At 73.7% G+C, this 18,549-nt stretch carries 11 protein-coding genes; 5 read left to right on the top strand and 6 right to left on the bottom strand.

Annotated elements, in window-relative coordinates; genetic code table 11:
* Positions 1-2 precede the first annotated feature (2 nt).
* Positions 3-971, top strand: coding sequence for a tetratricopeptide repeat protein (locus LY71_RS00135; RefSeq protein WP_106274979.1), 969 nt, complete (start codon positions 3-5; stop codon positions 969-971).
* A gap of 62 nt (positions 972-1,033) precedes the next feature.
* Here LY71_RS00135 and LY71_RS00130 read toward each other — a convergent pair whose 3' ends face one another.
* The 5 genes from LY71_RS00130 to LY71_RS00110 all read right to left on the bottom strand — a co-directional run bounded on the left by LY71_RS00130 (position 1,034) and on the right by LY71_RS00110 (position 10,644).
* A complete protein-coding gene (locus LY71_RS00130) occupies positions 1,034-2,434 on the bottom strand; it encodes a neutral zinc metallopeptidase (RefSeq protein ID WP_106274978.1) in 1,401 nt (466 codons plus the stop codon).
* A gap of 102 nt (positions 2,435-2,536) precedes the next feature.
* Positions 2,537-5,305 (bottom strand): 1,4-alpha-glucan branching protein GlgB, encoded by a 2,769-nt coding sequence (glgB, locus tag LY71_RS00125; RefSeq protein ID WP_106274977.1) that lies wholly within the window; start codon positions 5,303-5,305, stop codon positions 2,537-2,539.
* A gap of 53 nt (positions 5,306-5,358) precedes the next feature.
* Positions 5,359-6,726 (bottom strand): maltokinase N-terminal cap-like domain-containing protein, encoded by a 1,368-nt coding sequence (locus tag LY71_RS00120; RefSeq protein WP_106274976.1) that lies wholly within the window; start codon positions 6,724-6,726, stop codon positions 5,359-5,361.
* Complete coding sequence (treS, locus tag LY71_RS00115; protein ID WP_245887557.1) at positions 6,723-8,561, bottom strand: maltose alpha-D-glucosyltransferase; 1,839 nt, start codon at positions 8,559-8,561, stop codon at positions 6,723-6,725. Before treS ends, LY71_RS00120 begins: the two co-directional genes overlap by 4 nt.
* A gap of 55 nt (positions 8,562-8,616) precedes the next feature.
* On the bottom strand, positions 8,617-10,644 hold the full coding sequence (locus tag LY71_RS00110; protein WP_106275434.1) for an alpha-1,4-glucan--maltose-1-phosphate maltosyltransferase: 2,028 nt from the start codon (positions 10,642-10,644) through the stop codon (positions 8,617-8,619).
* A gap of 130 nt (positions 10,645-10,774) precedes the next feature.
* Here LY71_RS00110 and glgP point away from each other — a divergent pair, with 130 nt between their 5' ends.
* Positions 10,775-13,324, top strand: a complete 2,550-nt coding sequence (gene glgP, locus LY71_RS00105; protein ID WP_106274974.1) for an alpha-glucan family phosphorylase — start codon at positions 10,775-10,777, stop codon at positions 13,322-13,324.
* A gap of 127 nt (positions 13,325-13,451) precedes the next feature.
* Positions 13,452-14,459 carry an FHA domain-containing protein gene (locus tag LY71_RS00100; RefSeq protein ID WP_106274973.1) on the top strand — a complete coding sequence of 336 codons (1,008 nt, stop codon included), beginning with the start codon at positions 13,452-13,454 and terminating at the stop codon, positions 14,457-14,459.
* Between the two features lie 133 nt (positions 14,460-14,592).
* Here LY71_RS00100 and glgX read toward each other — a convergent pair whose 3' ends face one another.
* Complete coding sequence (glgX, locus tag LY71_RS00095; protein WP_211297072.1) at positions 14,593-16,740, bottom strand: glycogen debranching protein GlgX; 2,148 nt, start codon at positions 16,738-16,740, stop codon at positions 14,593-14,595.
* Positions 16,741-16,803: 63 nt separating this feature from the next.
* Between glgX and LY71_RS00090 the strand changes: the two genes are divergently transcribed.
* Together LY71_RS00090 and LY71_RS00085 are read left to right on the top strand one after the other, a co-directional pair.
* The gene (locus tag LY71_RS00090; RefSeq protein WP_245887556.1) at positions 16,804-17,643 is read left to right on the top strand and encodes an ABC transporter ATP-binding protein; all 840 of its coding nucleotides are present in this window, start codon (positions 16,804-16,806) and stop codon (positions 17,641-17,643) included.
* A gap of 36 nt (positions 17,644-17,679) precedes the next feature.
* Positions 17,680-18,465: an enoyl-CoA hydratase/isomerase family protein gene (locus LY71_RS00085; protein WP_106274971.1), complete on the top strand. Its 786-nt coding sequence runs from the start codon at positions 17,680-17,682 to the stop codon at positions 18,463-18,465.
* The last annotated feature ends 84 nt before the right edge of the window (positions 18,466-18,549 follow it).

The following is an 18,549-nucleotide window of genomic DNA, read 5'->3' as shown; positions in this document are numbered from 1 at the left end:
GCATGCAGCCCACCCGTCCCGGACGCCCCGACCCGCGCGCGCAGGCCCAGCAGGCCCAGCTGGCCGCCTCCCTGGCCGGCGCGGTCGACCTCGCCGCCGTCAAGGCGCGCTCCGAGGCCGCCGCGCGGGCCCAGGCCGCCCCGCCGCCGAGCGCCGCCGCCCCCACGGGCGCGCCCGGTGCGGCGGTGGTGGACGTCACCGAGGCCACCTTCCAGACCGAGGTCCTCGACCGGTCCTTCCAGGTGCCGGTCGTGCTCGACCTGTGGGCCGAGTGGTGCGGCCCGTGCAAGCAGCTGTCCCCGGTCCTCGAGCGGCTGGCCGTGGAGGGCGGCGGCTCGTGGGTGCTGGCCAAGGTCGACGTGGACGCCAACCCGGCGCTCGCCCAGGGCCTGCGCGTGCAGGGCATCCCGGCGGTCAAGGCGGTCTGGCAGGGCCAGCTGGTCGCGGAGTTCACCGGCGCCATCCCCGAGGAGCAGGCCCGCCAGTTCGTCACCGAGCTGGTGCGCGCCACCACCGGCGGCGCGGTGCCCGGCGGCGACGAGGGTGCCGACGACGGCCTGGACGACCCCCGCCTCGACGCTGCCGAGGCCGCGCTCGAGAGCGGTGACCTGGAGGCCGCCGAGGCCGCCTACGCCGCGATCCTCGAGACCGAGCCCGACCACCCGGTCGCCGGCCTGGCACTGCGCCAGGTGCAGCTGTTCCGCCGTGCCGACGCCGCCGGCCCCGACGCGCTGGCCCGGGCCGACGCCGCGCCCGACGACGTCGAGGCGCAGACCCGCGCCGCCGACTTCCTGCTCGGCACCGGCGACGTCGAGGGGGCCTTCACCCGCCTGGTCGACGTCGTCCGCCGCACCGCGGGGGAGGACCGCGACCGGGCCCGGCAGCACCTGGTGGGGCTGTTCGACGTCGTCGGCCCCGAGGACCCGCGGGTGGTCGCCGCCCGCCGCCAGCTCATGGCCGCCCTGTACTGAGCGGCCCCCTCGCAGGGGCCCGCCGCGAGCTCGCGAGCGGTGGGGGGCGAGGGGGTCCTTCGTCAGGCGCCCACGTCGCAGGGGCCGGCGCCCTGCAGGAAGCCGGCGCGGAAGACGTCGACCAGCTGGAACCCGGTCAGCTCGACGTCGGCGAGCACGTCGGGGTCGTTGCCGTAGGTGAGCAGGAACTGCACGCTCTCGTCGAGGTCACCGGGCGAGATCGTCACGTTCGTCAACTGCCGGTTGTAGACCTGCGCGGAGTACCAGCCGGTCAGGCACACGGCCGACTGCAGCGCGTCGGTGCCGTCGGTGGCCAGGCCCAGCTGCTCGCGGGCGGCCAGCGCGTAGGGGATCGCCACCCCGGTCACCACGGCGAAGTCGCCGAGTTCGTAGGACTCCTGCGCGAAGCGGGTGTCGTAGGCGACCAGACCGGCGTCGCCGTCCCCGCCGTCGGCGCAGAAGACGAGCGCGACGTCGGCCTCGGCGCACCCGGGCGGGGTGCCGGAGAACGTGTCGAGCGTCGGCTCGGCGAACGTGCCGTCGAGCACCTCCTGGAAGGCGCGCGTCCAGAACTCCGGCAGCGACCGGGCGATGATGTCCTGGGTCTGGGGGAAGGGCGCGTTGCCCCGGTTGGCGAAGTCCACGTCGCTGGTGAACTCGCCCTGGGTGAAGATGCGCTGAGGGCCGAAGTTGTCGCGGCAGGCGGTCGGGCCGTCGTCGAAGCCCTCCTGGAACGCCGAGACCCGGTCGAAGTAGGAGCCGTGGGCCTGCTGCTCGCCGCTGCCGGTGCCCACCGGGTCGCGCAGCAGGAAGTAGCCGCGCAGCAGCTGGTCGAGGTCGTCGGTGTCGAGCTGCGCGTACTCGGCGCTGCCGTCGGCGACCCACGCCGTCCAGGCGCCGGCCAGGCAGTCGGCCTGGGTCTCGGTGGCGATCGAGGCCTCCGGGTACCCGACCCGGGCCTGCACCGCGTGGCCGAACTCGTGCGCCATGACCAGCTGCGGCAGCACCTCGCCGTACTCGGCGGCGAGCTGGCCGAGGAAGGCCCGGTCGTAGCTGATCGAGTCGGAGTTGGGCACGCCCTGCGCGGAGCAGTAGAAGGCGTTGTTCTCCAGGTCGCGCGGGTCGGTGCCGCAGCCGATGCCCTCGGGGTAGGCGCCGGGGTCGACGTCGTCGGGGTCGACGCTGAAGTAGCCGCCGGTCAGCGGCGGGAACGCCTCGCCGTAGACGTCGGGGAACGTCGCCGTCCAGTAGGTCTCCAGGTCGGCCAGCGCGTTGCGGGCCAGCGTGTCGATCGGCCCGTCGGTCGAGCCGACGATCGGCACGGCGCCGTCGCCCACCGACTGCTGCGGCGCGAGCTGCGAGCTCGGCTGGCCGATCACCACGTAGGAGCAGCCCGACGTCACCAGGACGCCGAGTGCCGACAGCACGACGAGTGCGCCCCGGGAGCGCGAGCGGAGGTCCATCGCAGGCCCCCTACCCGGCGCGGGCCTGCGTGAACGCCCGAGGAGCCCGCATCGCGGACACCCGCGGCCGGCGTCCGGGACCCGGACGCCGGCCGGCGGGACTCAGCCCTCGTGCAGCAGCCAGACGGTGCCCAGCGGCGGCGCCGACAGCGTGGCCGAGTACGGCTGGCCGTGCCAGGACTCCTCGACGGCGTCCACCCCGCCGTAGTTGCCGACCCCCGAGCCGCCGTAGCCCTCGGCGTCGGTGTTGAGCACCTCGCGCCACCGGCCGCCGTGCGGCAGGCCGATCCGGTAGCCGTGGTGCGGCTGCCCGGAGAAGTTGCAGACGACGGCCAGCGTCTGCTCCTGCGACCCGCCGTCGCGGCCGTGGCGCAGGAAGCTGAGCACGTTGCCCGAGGCGTCGTTGGCGTCGATCCACCGGAACCCGGACGGGTCGACGTCGAGCGACCACAGCGCGGGGGACTCGCGGTAGCGGGCGTTGAGGTCGGTGACCAGCTGCAGCACGCCGCGGTGCGCCGGGTCGTCGAGGTGCCACCAGTCCAGCGAGCGGCTCTCGGCCCACTCGGCGTCCTGTGCGAACTCCGAGCCCATGAACAGCAGCTGCTTGCCGGGGTGGGCCCACATGTAGGCCAGGTAGCTGCGCACGTTGGCCAGCTGCTGCCACCGGTCGCCGGGCATCTTCCGCAGCAGCGAGCCCTTGCCGTAGACGACCTCGTCGTGGCTGATCGGCAGCACGTAGTTCTCGGAGTAGGCGTACATCATCGAGAACGTCAGCTGGTTGTGGTGGTAGCTGCGGTACACCGGCTGGCGCTGGACGTAGGACAGCGAGTCGTGCATCCAGCCCATGTTCCACTTGAACCCGAAGCCCAGGCCGCCGAGGTGGGTGGGCCGGGTGACGCCGGGCCAGGCGGTGGACTCCTCGGCGATGGTCACCACGCCCGGGACCTCCCGGTAGACGGTGGCGTTGACCTCCTGGAGGAACGACACCGCCTCGAGGTTCTCCCGCCCGCCGTGCACGTTCGGGATCCACTCGCCCTCCTCGCGCGAGTAGTCCAGGTAGAGCATCGAGGCGACGGCGTCGACCCGCAGGCCGTCGACGTGGAACTCCTGGCACCAGAACAGGGCGTTGGCGACCAGGAAGTTGCGCACCTCGGTGCGGCCGAAGTTGAAGACGAACGTGCCCCAGTCCGGCTGCTCGCCGCGGCGGGGGTCGGCGTGCTCGTAGAGCGCGGTGCCGTCGAAGCGGCCCAGCGCCCAGGCGTCCTTGGGGAAGTGCGCGGGCACCCAGTCGACGATGATGCCGAGGCCGGCCTGGTGCGCCCGGTCCACCAGGTAGCGGAAGTCGTCCGGGCTGCCGAACCGCGACGTCGGCGCGTAGTAGCTGGTGACCTGGTAGCCCCACGACCCGCCGAAGGGGTGCTCGGCGACCGGCAGGAACTCCAGGTGGGTGAAGCCGGCCCCGACGGCGTAGTCGACCAGCTGCTCGGCCAGCTCCCGGTAGGACAGGCCCTGCCGCCACGAGCCGAGGTGGACCTCGTAGACGCTCATCGGCCGCTCGTGCCAGTTCCCGCGGGCGCGATCGGCCAGCCACGCGTCGTCGTTCCACTCGTGGGTGGACTCCACGACGACCGACGCGTTGGCCGGCGGCACCTCGGTGGCGAAGGCCATGGGGTCGGCCTTCTCCCGCCACACGCCGTCGGCGCCGAGCACGTGGAAGCGGTACCTGGTGCCGACCTGCACGCCCGGGACGTAGAGCTCCCAGACGCCGATGGAGCCGAGCTGGCGCATCGGGTAGGCGCGGGCCTCCCAGTAGTCGAAGTCGCCGGTGACCTTCACGCCCTGGGCGTTCGGCGCCCAGACGGCGAAGGAGACGCCCTCGACGGGGCCGCGCGGGGTGTCGTAGCGCCGCACGTGGGCGCCGAGCACCTGCCACAGCTTCTCGTGGCGGCCCTCGCCGATGAGGTACTGGTCGACCTCGCCGAGCGTGGGCAGCCAGCGGTAGGGGTCGTCGACGACGTAGGTGTCGCGACCGCCCTGGCCGTCGAGGTAGCCGACCTCGACCCGGTAGTCGCCGGGCTCCTGGGGCAGGGCGGCCTCGAAGACGCCGCTGCCGTGGATCTGCCGGGCCTCGTAGCGGGTGTCGTCCTGGTCGACGACGGCGACCGAGACCGCGTCGGGGCGCAGCGTGCGCACCACCCAGCCGCCCGCCGCCGGGTGGGCGCCCAGCACGCGGTGCGGGTCGCGCGACCAGCCCTCGACGACGGCGCGCAGGTCGTCGGCGCTGACGTCGTCGGGCACCGCCTCGCCGGTGACCGGGCCGCCGGCCTGCTCCTCGGACGCCGGCTGCGGTGCCGGCTGCGGTGCCGGCTCGGGGGCGGCCTCCTCCGGGGCCTGCGGGGTCGACGGCGCGGCCGGGTCCGGCTCGGGCGCCTCGGGCTGCCCGGCGGGCGCGCCCGCCGGCGACCCGGGCTCCGCGATCGGCGCGGGGGCCACCACCGGCGCCGCGGTGCCCCCCTGCTCGGCCACGACCTCCTCGGTGGGCACCGCCGCGGTGTCGGCGGCGGTCCGCCCCGCCGGGGTGCGCTCACCCGCGGCCGTGGCCTTCTTCGTCGTCCGCTTGGCCGTCCGCGGCGCGGCGGGCTCCGCGTCGCCGCCGTCCGCGAGCGCGGCGGCAGCCGCCTTCTTCGCGGGGGCCTTCTTCGCGGGGGCCTTCTTCGCCGCGGCCTTCTTGGCCGGGGCGCGCTTCTTCGCGGGGGAGGGGTTGACGACGGGCTCGCTCTCGGCCGCCTCGGCCTGCGCCGTCTTCTCCTCGACCACCCGCTGGAGCTCCTCCTTGGTGGCCGGCGCGTTCGTCGATTCGTTCGTCGTCATCGTCGCGGTGCCGTCCTCTGCCTCGTCGTGGGGGGCTGTGCTGCGGGGGCCGGTCATGCCTCGGCCGTGAGCCGGGACAGCGACTGCAGCGGGATCATCAGCCAGTTGGGCCGGTTGCGCGCCTCGTAGACGCACTCGTAGACGGCCTTGTCCGCCTCGAAGGCCCGCAGCAGCGGGGAGTCCCCGCACGGGTCCATCTCGCTGGCCGCGGAGTAGCCGGTGCAGAAGGCCCCGCGGTTGCGCACTGCCCACTCCTGCGCCCGGTACGCACGCTGCGGGTCGCCGGGCTGCTCGACGAGCATGTGGCGTGCCGCGTAGTCGAAGCTGCGCAGCATGCCCGCGACGTCGCGCAGCGGGCTGTCGAGGTGGCGCCGCTCGGCCAGCGGCCGGGCCGGCTCGCCCTCGAAGTCCAGGACCACCCAGCCGGTCGCCGTGCGCAGCACCTGGCCCAGGTGCAGGTCGCCGTGCACCCGCTGGCGCAGCACGGTCTCGGGGCTGTCGGCCACCCGCGCGTAGACCGCGCGCAGGCCGGCGAGGTGCTCCTCGAGCTGGGGGACGACGGCCAGCGCCTGCTCCAGCCGGGCGGTCATCGCCTCGGCGGTGGCGCCGAACCACTCCCGGTCGGCCGGCTCGCTGGGCAGCACCTGCGCGAGGTCGGCGTGCACCGACGCGGTGGCCGCGCCCAGCCGCTCGCTGTCGGCGGCGAAGTCGCCACCCACCTCGTCGGCGTGCAGGTCACCCTCGGCGTAGAGGTCGCGGACGCTGGCGGTGGCCAGCCGCCACCCGTCGCTGGCGTTGGGCACGAACGTCTGCAGCATCGCCGCGGTCGCGGGCTCGGCGCCCGGTTCGTCGATCTCGATGTGGCCGAGCAGCGGCGCGATGTGCTTGTTCTCGGTGCGGCGCAGCGCGTCGTGGATCTCCACGTCGGGGTTGAGCCCGGGCTCCAGCCGGCGGAACAGCTTGAAGATCGCGTCCTGGCCGTAGACCAGCGAGGTGTTGCTCTGCTCGGTGGACACGATGTCGCCGGGCACGCCGTCGGGGATCGGCGCGACCCCGGCCGGGTGGAAGTGCATCGGCCCGACGGTCGAGGCGGCCACCAGGTGGGTCAGCCACGGCACCGTCGCGTCGCGGTCGCGCATCGCGTCGTAGGCGTAGTTCTCCCGGTCGGCCCCGGGGACGGCGCCGATGAACGCCGAGCTCAGCTCCTCCTCCGGGTGGGCCCGCCACGACAGCGGCACCAGGTAGGTCTCGGTGGCGCCGTCGGTGTAGCCGACCCGGACCCGGTGCACCGAGAGCACCGGCTCGGTGCGCGAGAGGAAGAACCCCTCCTCGCTGACCTCGGCCCACTCGCGGCCCTTGCCGCCGAACCACCGCTGGTGCGGCATCCAGTCGCGCAGCAGGTCGGTCAGGGCGGTGCTCATCGGGTTCCTCCGGTGCTGGACGGGACGTCGTCGCCGGTGCGCGTGTCGCTGCCGCCGGGGATCTGCTCGGCGTCGGACACCACGCCGGCGGCCAGCAGCGAGTCGGCGACGGGGCTCGAGGTCTCCCCGGCCTCCTCCACCACCGGCTCCGGCTCCTCCTGCGGCTTGGCCAGCTCGAACCAGTAGAAGCCGTGACCGGCGAGGGTGAGCATGTAGGGCAGGACGCCGATCTGCGGGAACTCCACCCGGCCGGTGAGCTCGACGGGCGTCCAGCCCTCGAAGCGGCGCAGGTCGAGCTCCACCGGCTGCGGGAACCGGGAGAGGTTGTTCACGCACAGCACCACGTCGTCGCCGAACTCGCGGACGAAGGAGAGCACGGTCGGGTTGCGCGAGCCGATCTCCTCGTAGGTCCCGCGGCCGAACGTCGGGTGCTCCTTGCGGACCTGGATCATCCGGCGGACCCACTGCAGCATCGAGTTGGTGTTGCGCAGCTGCGCCTCGACGTTGGTGGTCTGGTAGCCGTAGACCGGGTCCTGGTTGAGCGGCAGGTACATCCGCTGCGGGTCGGCGGTGGAGAAGCCGCCGTTGCGGTCGGGCGTCCACTGCATCGGGGTCCGGACGCCGTCGCGGTCGCCGAGCCAGATGTTGTCGCCCATGCCGATCTCGTCGCCGTAGTAGAGGACCGGCGAGCCGGGCAGCGAGAGCAGCAGGGCGTTGAACAGCTCGAGGGTGTTGAGGTCGTTGTCCAGCAGCGGGGCCAGCCGGCGGCGGATGCCGATGTTGGCCTTCATGCGGGGGTCCTTGGCGTACTCCGCCCACATGTAGTCGCGCTCCTCGTCGGTGACCATCTCCAGGGTCAGCTCGTCGTGGTTGCGCAGGAAGATGCCCCACTGGCAGTTGTCGGGGATCGGCGGCGTCTGCGCCATGATCTCCGAGATCGGGAACCGCTGCTCCCGGCGGGCGGCCATGAACAGGCGCGGCATCACCGGGAAGTGGAAGGCCATCTGGCACTCGTCGCCGTCCTCGCCGAAGTACTCGACGACGTCGGCCGGCCACTGGTTGGCCTCGCACAGCAACACCCGGTCGGGGTAGTCGGCGTCGACCACCTTGCGGACGTGCTTGAGGAACTCGTGCGTCCGGGGCAGGTTCTCCCCGTTCGTCCCCTCCTCCTCGAACAGGTAGGGGACGGCGTCGAGCCGGAAGCCGTCGATGCCCAGGTCCAGCCAGAACCGGAGGGCGTCGATGATCGCCTCCTGCACCCGCGGGTTCTCGAAGTTGAGGTCGGGCTGGTGGGAGAAGAAGCGGTGCCAGAAGTACTGCTTGCGCACCGGGTCGAACGTCCAGTTCGAGCTCTCGGTGTCGACGAAGATGATCCGCGCGTCGGCGTAGCCGGTGTCGTCGTCGGCCCACACGTAGAAGTCGCCGTAGGGGCCCTCGGGGTCGCTGCGGCTGGCCTGGAACCAGGGGTGCTGGTCCGAGGTGTGGTTCATGACGAAGTCGATGATCACGCGGATGCCGCGGCTGTGGGCCGCCTGCAGCAGGTCGCGGAAGTCGTCGATGTCGCCGAACTCGGGCAGCACGGCGGTGTAGTCGCTGACGTCGTAGCCGCCGTCGCGCAGCGGGGAGGCGAAGAACGGCGGCAGCCACAGGCAGTCGACGCCGAGCCACTGCAGGTAGTCGAGCTTGTCGAGCATGCCGCGGAGGTCACCGACGCCGTCGGCGTTGCTGTCCGCGAAGCCGCGGACGAGGACCTCGTAGAAGACCGCGCGCTTGTACCAGAGCGGGTCGGTGCCGCGTGGGGGCAGGCCGGAGGCCGGGTCGTCGGAGTCGGGCACGGGGAGCGTCATCGGTGCGGGGGCCCTCGAGTGTGTCGGTGGTGGGGAGGAGGGGTCAGGGGACCGCGGGCGGCCAGGTCACCGGCCGGGGGAGGTGGACCGAGAAGACGTGCGCCGGCTCCCAGTACGGGTCGAGCTCGACGTAGTTGAACTGCCCCCAGTCGTAGCGGGCGCCGGTCAGCTCGTCGGTCACCGCGAAGCGCTCGTGCCAGTCCAGGCCCAGGGCCGGCAGGTCCAGCGACGTCGTCCCGATCTGCCGGTTGTGGCTGTCCAGCGAGCAGACGACGAGGACGGCGTCCTGCGAGCCCGGGTCGGTCTTGGAGAAGCAGATCAGGTTGCCGTTGTCGACGGCGTGGAAGCGCAGCGTGCGCAGCTGCTGCAGCGCCGGGTGCTGCCGCCGGATCTCGTTGAGCCGCCGCAGGTAGGGCGCGAGGCTGCGCCCGGCGGCCTCGGCGCCGGCCCAGTCGCGCGGCCGCAGCCGGTACTTCTCGCTGTCGAGGTACTCCTCGCTGCCCGGCCGCACCGCCACGTGCTCGTAGAGCTCGTAGCCGGAGTAGACGCCCCACGTCGGGCTCATCATCGAGGCGAGCACCGCCCGGATCTTGAACATCGACGGGCCGCCGTACTGCAGGCTCGCGTGCAGGATGTCCGGGGTGTTGACGAAGAAGTTCGGCCGCATGTAGTGCGCGTTCGCGGCCAGCTCGCGGCCGTACTCCTCGAGCTCGTCGCGCCCGGTCCGCCAGGTGAAGTACGTGTAGGACTGGGTGAACCCGATCCGGGCGAGCTGGTGCATCATCGCCGGCCGGGTGAAGGCCTCGGCGAGGAACAGCACGTCCGGGTCGGTCTCCTTGACCTGCCAGATGAGCCAGTGCCAGAAGTCCAGCGGCTTGGTGTGCGGGTTGTCGACCCGGAACACCCGCACCCCGGCCTCGATCCAGACCCGGATCACCCGGAGGCACTCGGCGTAGATGCCCTCGGGGTCGTTGTCGAAGTTGACCGGGTAGATGTCCTGGTACTTCTTCGGCGGGTTCTCCGCGTAGGCGATCGTCCCGTCGGGCTTGGTGGTGAACCACTCCGGGTGGGCCTCCACCCACGGGTGGTCCGGGGCGGCCTGCAGCGCGAAGTCCAGCGCCACCTCCATGCCGAGCTCGCGGGTGCGCGCGACGAAGGCGCGGAAGTCGTCCATCGTCCCCAGCTGCGGGTGGACGGCGTCGTGGCCGCCCTCGGCGCTGCCGATGGCCCAGGGCGAGCCGACGTCGTCGGGGCCGATCTCGTGCGGGTTGCCCCCGGGGTACTGCGGGGTGTTCGGGCCCTTGCGGTTGACCGTGCCGATCGGGTGGATCGGCGGCAGGTAGACGACGTCGAAGCCCATCTCGGCGACGGCCGGCAGCCGGTCGGCGGCGGTGGCGAAGGTGCCGTGGGTCGGGGTGCCGCCGACGACGGGGCCCTCCGAGCGGGGGAAGAACTCGTACCAGGAGCCGAACAGCGCGCGCGGTCGGTCGACCCACACCTCGTACTCGGGGGAGGGGGTGACCAGCTCCCGCACCGGGTGCGCGTCGAGGTACTGCTGCACGGCCGCGGACAGGGCGGGGGCGACCCGGTCGTGCAGGCTGCGCACCCCGTCGCGCAGCGCGGTCACGGCCTCGCGGAGCCGGCCGCGCCAGTCGTCCTCGACGTCCGCGGCCACCCGCTCGAGCAGCCGGGCGCCCTCCTCGAGGTCGTTGGCCAGCTCGTCCGCGCCCTGGCCGGCCTCGATCTTGACCTCGACGGCGTGGTGCCAGGTGGCCAGCGGGTCGCTCCACGCCTCGACGCGGAAGGTCCAGCGGCCCTCCCGGTCGGGCACCACCGTGGTGAGCCAGCGGTCGGGCTGGTCGCCGTAGCGGCGCATGCGGGTGAACGGCCCGCGGGTGCCGTCGGGACCGGTCCAGACGACGTCGGCGGCGACGGCGTCGTGGCCCTCGCGGAAGACGGTGGCGGTGACCGGCAGGTGCTCACCGACCACGGCGCGGGCCGAGAAGGACCCGCAGGACACGACGGGGGCGACATCGGTGATGCCGAGGCGGAGGTCAGCGCGGCGAGTCATCCGGGCCACGCTATCCACCCCGGGGACCGGGCACACATCGGCCGCCGAGGGGACCGGGCGGTTCCCCAACCCGGGGGTGGTGCGCCGGTCCGGGCCTGTCCCGGCGCGGATCGCTGACTAGGCTCTCGGCGTGCGAGCACTGCGTCGGTTCACCGTCCGCGCGGCCCTCCCGGAGGCCCTGACACCCCTGTCCCAGCTGGTCATGAACCTGCGCTGGTCGTGGCACGCCGAGACCCGCGACCTGTTCGAGGCGCTCGACCCCGAGCTCTGGCAGACCTGCGGCAACGACCCGGTCAAGGTCCTCGGCGAGGTGTCGGCCGAGCGGCTGGCCACCCTGTCGCGCGACCGCCGGTTCCTGCGCCACCTGCAGGACGCCGTCGACGACCTGGAGGACTACCTCTCCTCACCGCACTGGTACCAGTCGCTGGGGCCCGACGCCCCGCGGAGCATCGCCTACTTCTCCGCCGAGTTCGGCATCACCGAGGTGCTGCCGCAGTACTCCGGCGGCCTGGGCATCCTCGCCGGCGACCACCTCAAGGCCGCCTCCGACCTCGGCGTCCCGCTGATCGGCGTGGGCCTGCTCTACCGGGCCGGTTACTTCGAGCAGGGCCTGTCGGCCGACGGCTGGCAGCTGGAGCGCTACCCCTCGCTGGACCCGCACGGGCTCCCGGTCAAGCTGCTGCGCCAGCCCGACGGGTCGGCCGTCGTCGTCAGCGTGCCGCTGCCCGAGGGCCGCACGCTGCACGCCCACGTGTGGCGGGCGCAGGTGGGCCGGGTCTCGCTGCTGCTGCTCGACAGCGACATCGAGGAGAACAGCCCCGCCGAGCGCGGCGTCACCGACCGCCTCTACGGCGGCGACGAGGACCACCGCCTGCGCCAGGAGATGCTGCTGGGCATCGGCGGGGTCCGGGCGCTGCGCGCCTACTGCCAGCTCACCGGCACGCCGCAGCCGGAGGTGTTCCACGCCAACGAGGGCCACGCCGGCTTCCAGGGCGTCGAGCGCATCCGCGAGCTCACCGAGTCCCACGGGCTGTCCTTCCCCGAGGCGCTGCAGGCCGTCCGCGCCGGCACCGTGTTCACCACGCACACCCCGGTGCCGGCCGGCATCGACCGGTTCCCGCGGGCACTGATCGAGCGGTACTTCGCCGGCTTCGGCGTCCCGCTGGAGCACCTGATCCCGCTCGGCGCCGAGGACGACCCGTCGAAGTTCAACATGGCGCACATGGGCCTGCGGCTGGGGCAGCGGGCCAACGGCGTCAGCCAGCTGCACGGGCACGTCAGCCGCTCGATGTTCAGCGACCTGTGGCCGGGCTTCGACCAGGGCGACGTCCCGATCTCCTCCATCACCAACGGCGTGCACGCGCCCACCTGGACCGCCCGCGAGCTGGTCGAGCTGGGCACCCAGAGCTCCCGCTCGGGCGACCCCGCCGAGGGCTCCGGCGCGGCGGTGTTCGACGGCGTCGACCGCATCCCCGCCGGCGAGCTGTGGGCCACCCGCCGGATGCTGCGCGGCCGGCTGGTCGAGGAGGTGCGCCGGCGGCTGCGGGAGACGGCGCTGTCGCGGGGCGCGGCCGAGACCGAGGTCGGCTGGACCGACAGCGCCTTCGACCCCGACGTCCTCACCATCGGCTTCGCCCGCCGGGTGCCGTCCTACAAGCGGCTCACCCTCATGCTGCGCGACCCGCAGCGGCTCAAGGCGCTGCTGCTCGACCCGGACCGGCCGGTGCAGCTGGTCATCGCCGGCAAGAGCCACCCGGCCGACGACGGCGGCAAGCAGCTGATCCAGCAGATGGTCAAGTTCGCCGACGACCCCGAGATCCGGCACCGCATCGCGTTCCTGCCCGGCTACGACATCGGCATGGCCCGCTACCTGTACTGGGGCTGCGACGTCTGGCTGAACAACCCGCTGCGGCCGCTGGAGGCCTGCGGCACCTCGGGCATGAAGGCGGCGCTCAACGGCGGCCTCAACCTCTCCATCCGCGACGGGTGGTGGGACGAGTGGTTCGACGGCCAGAACGGCTGGGCCATCCCGACCGCCGACGGCGTGACCGACCCCGAGCGCCGCGACGACGTGGAGGCGCGGGCCATCTACGACCTGCTCTCGACGCAGGTGCTGCCGCGGTTCTACGAGACCGACCGCGACGGCGTGCCGACCCGCTGGGTGGAGATGGTGCGGCACACGCTGCGCGAGACCGGCCCCAAGGTGCTCGCCACCCGGATGGTGCGCGACTACGTCGAGGGGCTCTACGTCCCGGCGGCGGGCTCCTCGCGCACCATGGCCGACGGCGGCTACGGCCCCGCCCGCACCGAGGCGCAGTGGCGGGCGCGGCTGCAGGAGAGCTGGACCGGCGTGCGGGTGGCCCACGTGGAGGCCACCGGCGCCGGCGACACCCCGGAGATCGGCTCCACGCTGGCCCTGCGCGCCGAGGTGGAGCTGCCGCAGCTGACCCCGGGCGACGTCGAGGTGCAGGCGGCCTACGGGCGGGTCGACGACGCCGACGGCCTGCACGAGGTGACGACGGTGCCCATGGTCCACGAGCACACCGAGGGCTCCCGGCACTGGTTCACCGCCACGCTGCCGCTGGAGCGCACCGGCGCGTTCGGGTACACCGTGCGCGTGCTGCCGCACTCCGAGCACCTGGCCGACCCCGCCGAGCTGGGGCTCGTCCGCTCGGCCTGACCGGCGCGGACCCCGCGCGGGCACCCCAGCCGTCACGCCGGTCGCAGCGTCCCCAGCGGGCGCGCGAACCGGCGTGGCGGTGCCGCCGGGACGCCCACTCGCCCCACCGGTCACTAGGCTGGCGCGCATGCCCGACCGCTGTGAAGTCCTGCCCGGAGACGCCGTCGTCGCCCGACGCGGCGGTGGGCTGCTCTGGGTGGACGCTCCCGGTTCGCCCGCCCTGGTCGCCGCGCTGCACGCCTGCCTCGGCGTCACCGGCCCCGGTGCCGACCGCGTGCTCGCCGCCGTCGCCGCCCAGGTCGCCCCGCTCGGCGGCGGCGCGGCGTCCTTCGCCCTGGTGCTCGTCGACGCGGCCCAGGGGTCGGGTACCGGCGTCGCGCTGTGGTCGGGCAAGGGCCAGCCCGCCGTCGACGGCGTCCCGGTGTCGGGCTCGCCGGTCGAGGGCTGCAGCGTCGCCGCCGGCTTCCCGCTGGGGTCGTCGCTCTACGTCGGTCCCGGACAGGCCGCGCCGTCGATGCCGCCGGGGGTCGCCTACGACCTGACCGAGGGCACCGTCCCCGGCTCGGGCGCGATCCTGCAGCTGGCCGCCGCCGCGCACGTCTCGGCCGCCGCGCCGCCGGCGACCGCGCAGCCGTCGTCCTACACCGCCGGTTCCGACGCCGGGTTCGCCGGTGCGCCGGCCGGCTTCGGGGGCGGCTCGCCCTTCGGCGGGAGCGGCTCCTCGGTGGTCGGCTCGTCGGCGCGCACCGACGAGAGCGGCGAGGAGACCGCGTTCTGGAAGCCCGACGTCGTCGCGCCGGTGCTGCGCTTCGACGACGGGCTGGTGGTGACCGTCGACGAGGACCTCGTGCTCGGCCGCCGTCCCGACAGCCACGAGCTGGTCACCAGCGGCACGGCCCGCCCGGTGCCCATCGCCGACACGCAGAACGTGCTGTCCTCGGCGCACGCCGCGATCCAGCGCAGCGGCAACGAGGTCACCCTCACCGACCTCGGCTCGCTCAACGGCACCCACGTCGCCGGCCCCGAGGCCACGGAGTGGACCCAGCTCGAGCCCGGCGTCGCGCACCCGCTCTCCGACGGCGACCGCCTGCTGCTCGGCTGGACCGTCATCACCTACGAGCTGCCGCAGGACTGAGCACGTCGTCGGCCTACCGGCCGACACCGCGGCCAGGAGCCGTCCTCCCTCACCACAGCGCGTCCTCCCTGACCGTGGGCGGTGCGGTGGGACGCGCGGTGATCAGGTGACCTGATCGTCGCGCGCCCCGACGTCACGGGCGGCGCAGGACGCGGAGCAGCCACACGGTGCGCGCCGGCACCTCGATCGGGCCGGGCGCGACGACGGCCGGCCGCGGCGGCACCCCGGTCGGGTACTCGGTGCTGACGGCGAACTCGTAGCCGTCGGCCCACGGCGGCCCGGGCAGCTCGACGGTGACCGGCTCGGGGCCCGCGTGCAGCTGCACCAGGTAGGAGTCGTCGACCACCCGCCGGCCGCGCTCGTCGCGGTGCCGGATACCGCGCCCGTCGAGGTACATGCCGATCGTCTGCAGCCGGGTGTCGAACCAGTCGGCGGTGGTCAGCTGCCCGCCGTCCGGGGCGAACCAGGCCAGGTCGCGGGTGCCGCCGGTGCCCGGGATCTCGTGGCCCTCGAAGAACGCCTCCTGCCGCAGCACCGGGGAGCTGCGGCGCAGCCGCACCAGGCGGCCGACGAAGGCCAGCAGGTCGGCGTCGACGGCGTCCCAGTCCAGCCAGGAGACCTCGTTGTCCTGGCAGTAGGCGTTGTTGTTGCCGCCCTGCGTGCGGCCCAGCTCGTCGCCGGCGGTGAGCATCGGCACGCCGGTGGACAGCAGCAGCGTGGTCAGGTGGTTGCGCACCTGCCGGGCGCGCAGCGCCTGCACCGCGGGGTCGTCGGTGGGCCCCTCGACGCCGCCGTTCCAGTTGCGGTTGTGGCTCTCGCCGTCCCGGTTGTCCTCGCCGTTGGCCTCGTTGCGCTTGCGCTGGTAGGTGACGAGGTCGGCGAGGGTGAACCCGTCGTGGGCGGTGACGAAGTTGACGCTGGCGAAGGGGCGGCGGCCGTCGGAGCGGTAGAGGTCCGAGGAGCCGGTCAGGCGGTAGGCCAGGTCGCGGACGCCGACGTGCGCGCCGGACCACACGTCGCGGACGGTGTCGCGGTACTTGCCGTTCCACTCCGTCCACAGCGGCGGGAAGTTGCCCACCTGGTAGCCGCCCTCGCCGACGTCCCACGGCTCGGCGATGAGCTTGACCCGGCTGACCACCGGGTCCTGGTGGACGACGTCGAAGAACGCCGAGAGCCGGTCGACGTCGTGGAAGGACCGCGCCAGCGCGCTGGCCAGGTCGAAGCGGAACCCGTCGACGTGCATCTCGGTGACCCAGTAGCGCAGCGAGTCCATGAGCAGCGCCAGCACCGCCGGCCGCCGCACGTCGAGGGTGTTCCCGCAGCCGGTGTAGTCGGTGTAGCGGGCCGGGTTGTCGCCGGCGAGCCGGTAGTAGCCGCCGTTGTCGATGCCCTTGAGCGACAGCGTCGGTCCGGTGTGGTCGCCCTCGGCGGTGTGGTTGTAGACCACGTCGAGGATCACCTCGATGCCCGCGGCGTGCAGCGCCTTGACCATCGCCTTGAACTCGGTCACCTGCGCGCCACCGGACCCGGCGGAGCTGTAGGCCGCGTGCGGGGCGAAGTAGCCGAGGGTGTTGTAGCCCCAGTAGTTGGTCAGCCCCCGGCGCAGCAGGTGCGGCTCGCTGACGAAGTGGTGCACCGGCAGCAGCTCGACGGCGGTCACCCCGAGCGAGCGCAGGTGCTCGACGAAGGACGGGTGCGCCAGGCCCGCGTAGGTGCCGCGCAGGGCCGGGGGGACGTCGGGGTGGCGCTCGGTGGCGCCCTTGACGTGCACCTCGTAGATGACGGTGTCCGACCACGCGGTCCCCGGCCGCCGGTCGCCGTCCCAGGGGAAGGAGTCGTGCACGACCACGCCGCGCGGCACGTACGGGGCGGAGTCCCGCGGGTCGGCCGTGCCGGACTCGCCGGTCTCGAACGGGAAGCCGAACAGCGCCGGGTGCAGCTCGAGGTCGCCGTCGACGGCCCGGGTGTAGGGGTCCAGCAGCAGCTTGGCCGGGTTCCAGCGGGCCCCGGAGGCCGGGTCGTAGGGACCGTGCACCCGGTAGCCGTAGCGCTGGCCGGGGCCGACGCCGGGCAGCCGGCCGTGCCACACCTGGTGGGTGGTCTCCTGCAGCCGGTGACGGTGCTCGGTGCCGTCGGGGTCGAACAGGCACAGGTCGACGGCGGCGGCGCCGGCCGACCACAGCGCGAAGTTCGTGCCGGTGCCGTCCCAGTGCGCCCCCAGCGGCGCGGGGGAGCCCGGCCACACCTCGGCGTCGTCGGCGCCGTCCTCGGGAGTCCTCACCCGGCGATCCTGCCAAGTCCGGCTGACGGGCGGCGGGACGCGGGCTGTTGGTTGGATGGGGTCGTGTCGAGCAGCGCCGCGTCCCCCCGGCCCGCCGGACCCGAGACCGTCGTCGAGATGCGCGGGGTGGACGTCGTCCGCGGCCAGGCGCACCTGCTGCAGGGGGTGGACTGGACCGTCCTGCCCGACCAGCGCTGGGTCGTGCTGGGCCCCAACGGCGCGGGCAAGACGACGCTGCTGCAGCTGGCCGGCGCGCACCTGCACCCCACGCGCGGGGAGGTGACGCTGCTCGGCGAGACGCTGGGCGCGGTCGACGTCTTCGAGCTGCGGCCGCGGATCGGGCTGACCAGCGCCGCGCTGGCCCAGCGCATCGAGCCGGGGGAGCGCACCGGCGACGTCGTCGTCTCTGCCGGCTACGCCGTCGTCGGCCGGTGGCGGGAGCGCTACGACATCCACGACCTGTCCCGGGCCGCCGCGCTCATGCAGCAGTGGGGCGTCGCGGGCATCGCGCACCGGTCGTTCGGCACCCTGTCGGAGGGCGAGCGCAAGCGGGCCCAGATCGCCCGCGCGCTGATGCCCGACCCGGAGCTGCTGCTGCTCGACGAGCCCGGCGCCGGGCTGGACCTCGGCGGCCGGGAGGACCTCGTCGGCCGGCTGTCCGACCTCGCCGCCTCCCCGGCCGCGCCGGCGCAGGTGCTGGTCACCCACCACGTCGAGGAGATCCCGCCGGGCTACACGCACGCGCTGCTGCTGCGCGAGGGGCGGGTGGTGGCCGCCGGGCCGCTGGAGGAGGTGCTCACCGCGGAGCGGCTCTCGGAGACCTTCGGCCTGCCCCTGGACCTGTCCCGCTCCGACGGCCGGTTCACCGCCCGACGCGGGGGCCCGGCCCCGGCTCCTCGTTAGGGTGCGGCGACGACGTCGTCCCCAGGAGGTCCGCAGATGGCAGCGCCGGAGTACGTGACCCTGTCGGTCGAGGACGGGGTGGGCACCATCCGCCTCGACCGGCCGAAGATGAACGCGATCGACGAGCAGCTGTACTGGGAGGTGCGCGCGGCGGCACTGGAGGCCGGCCAGCGCGCCGACGTGCGGGCCGTCGTCCTCTACGGCGGGGAGCGGGTCTTCGCCGCCGGCGCCGACATCAAGGCGATGTCCCAGCTCGACGGCCGCTCGATGGTCGCCTGGGGGCGGGAGCTGACCAACAGCTTCACCGCGGTCGCGCACGTCCCGAAGCCGGTCATCGCCGCGATCACCGGGTACGCGCTCGGCGGCGGCTACGAGCTGGCCCTGTGCGCGGACTTCCGGGTGATGGGTGCCGGCGCCAAGGTCGGCCAGCCCGAGATCCTGCTCGGCGTCATCCCCGGCGCCGGGGGCACGCAGCGGCTGGCCCGCCTGGTCGGCCCGGCGAAGGCCAAGGACCTGGTGTTCACCGGCCGCCACGTGGGCGCGGAGGAGGCGCTGGAGCTCGGCCTGGCCGACGCCGTCGTCCCCGACGCCGAGGTCTACGACACCGCCGTCGCCATGGCGCGCAAGTTCGCCGCCGGCCCGCCGCTGGCGCTGGCCGCGGCCAAGCAGGCGATCGACGAGGGGCTCGACCTGCCGCTGGGCCGGGGTTTGGAGCTGGAGAGCCGGCTGTTCGCCGGGCTGTTCGACACCCAGGACCAGGACACCGGGATGCGCTCGTTCCTCGAGCAGGGACCGGGCAAGGCCACGTTCAGCGGCCGCTGAGCGGTCATCACGAGTTCGCCAAGGTGTCCCCGCACGGCCTGACGCGGACCACCCCGTTCTGTCACGATCCGCGGGACCCCTCCC

The organism is Geodermatophilus tzadiensis (assembly GCF_003002915.1).
In the GTDB taxonomy this organism is placed as follows: Bacteria; Actinomycetota; Actinomycetes; order Mycobacteriales; family Geodermatophilaceae; genus Geodermatophilus; species Geodermatophilus tzadiensis.
Note: the sequence above shows the minus strand (reverse complement) of the source record. Positions and strands in the feature narration are given on the sequence as shown.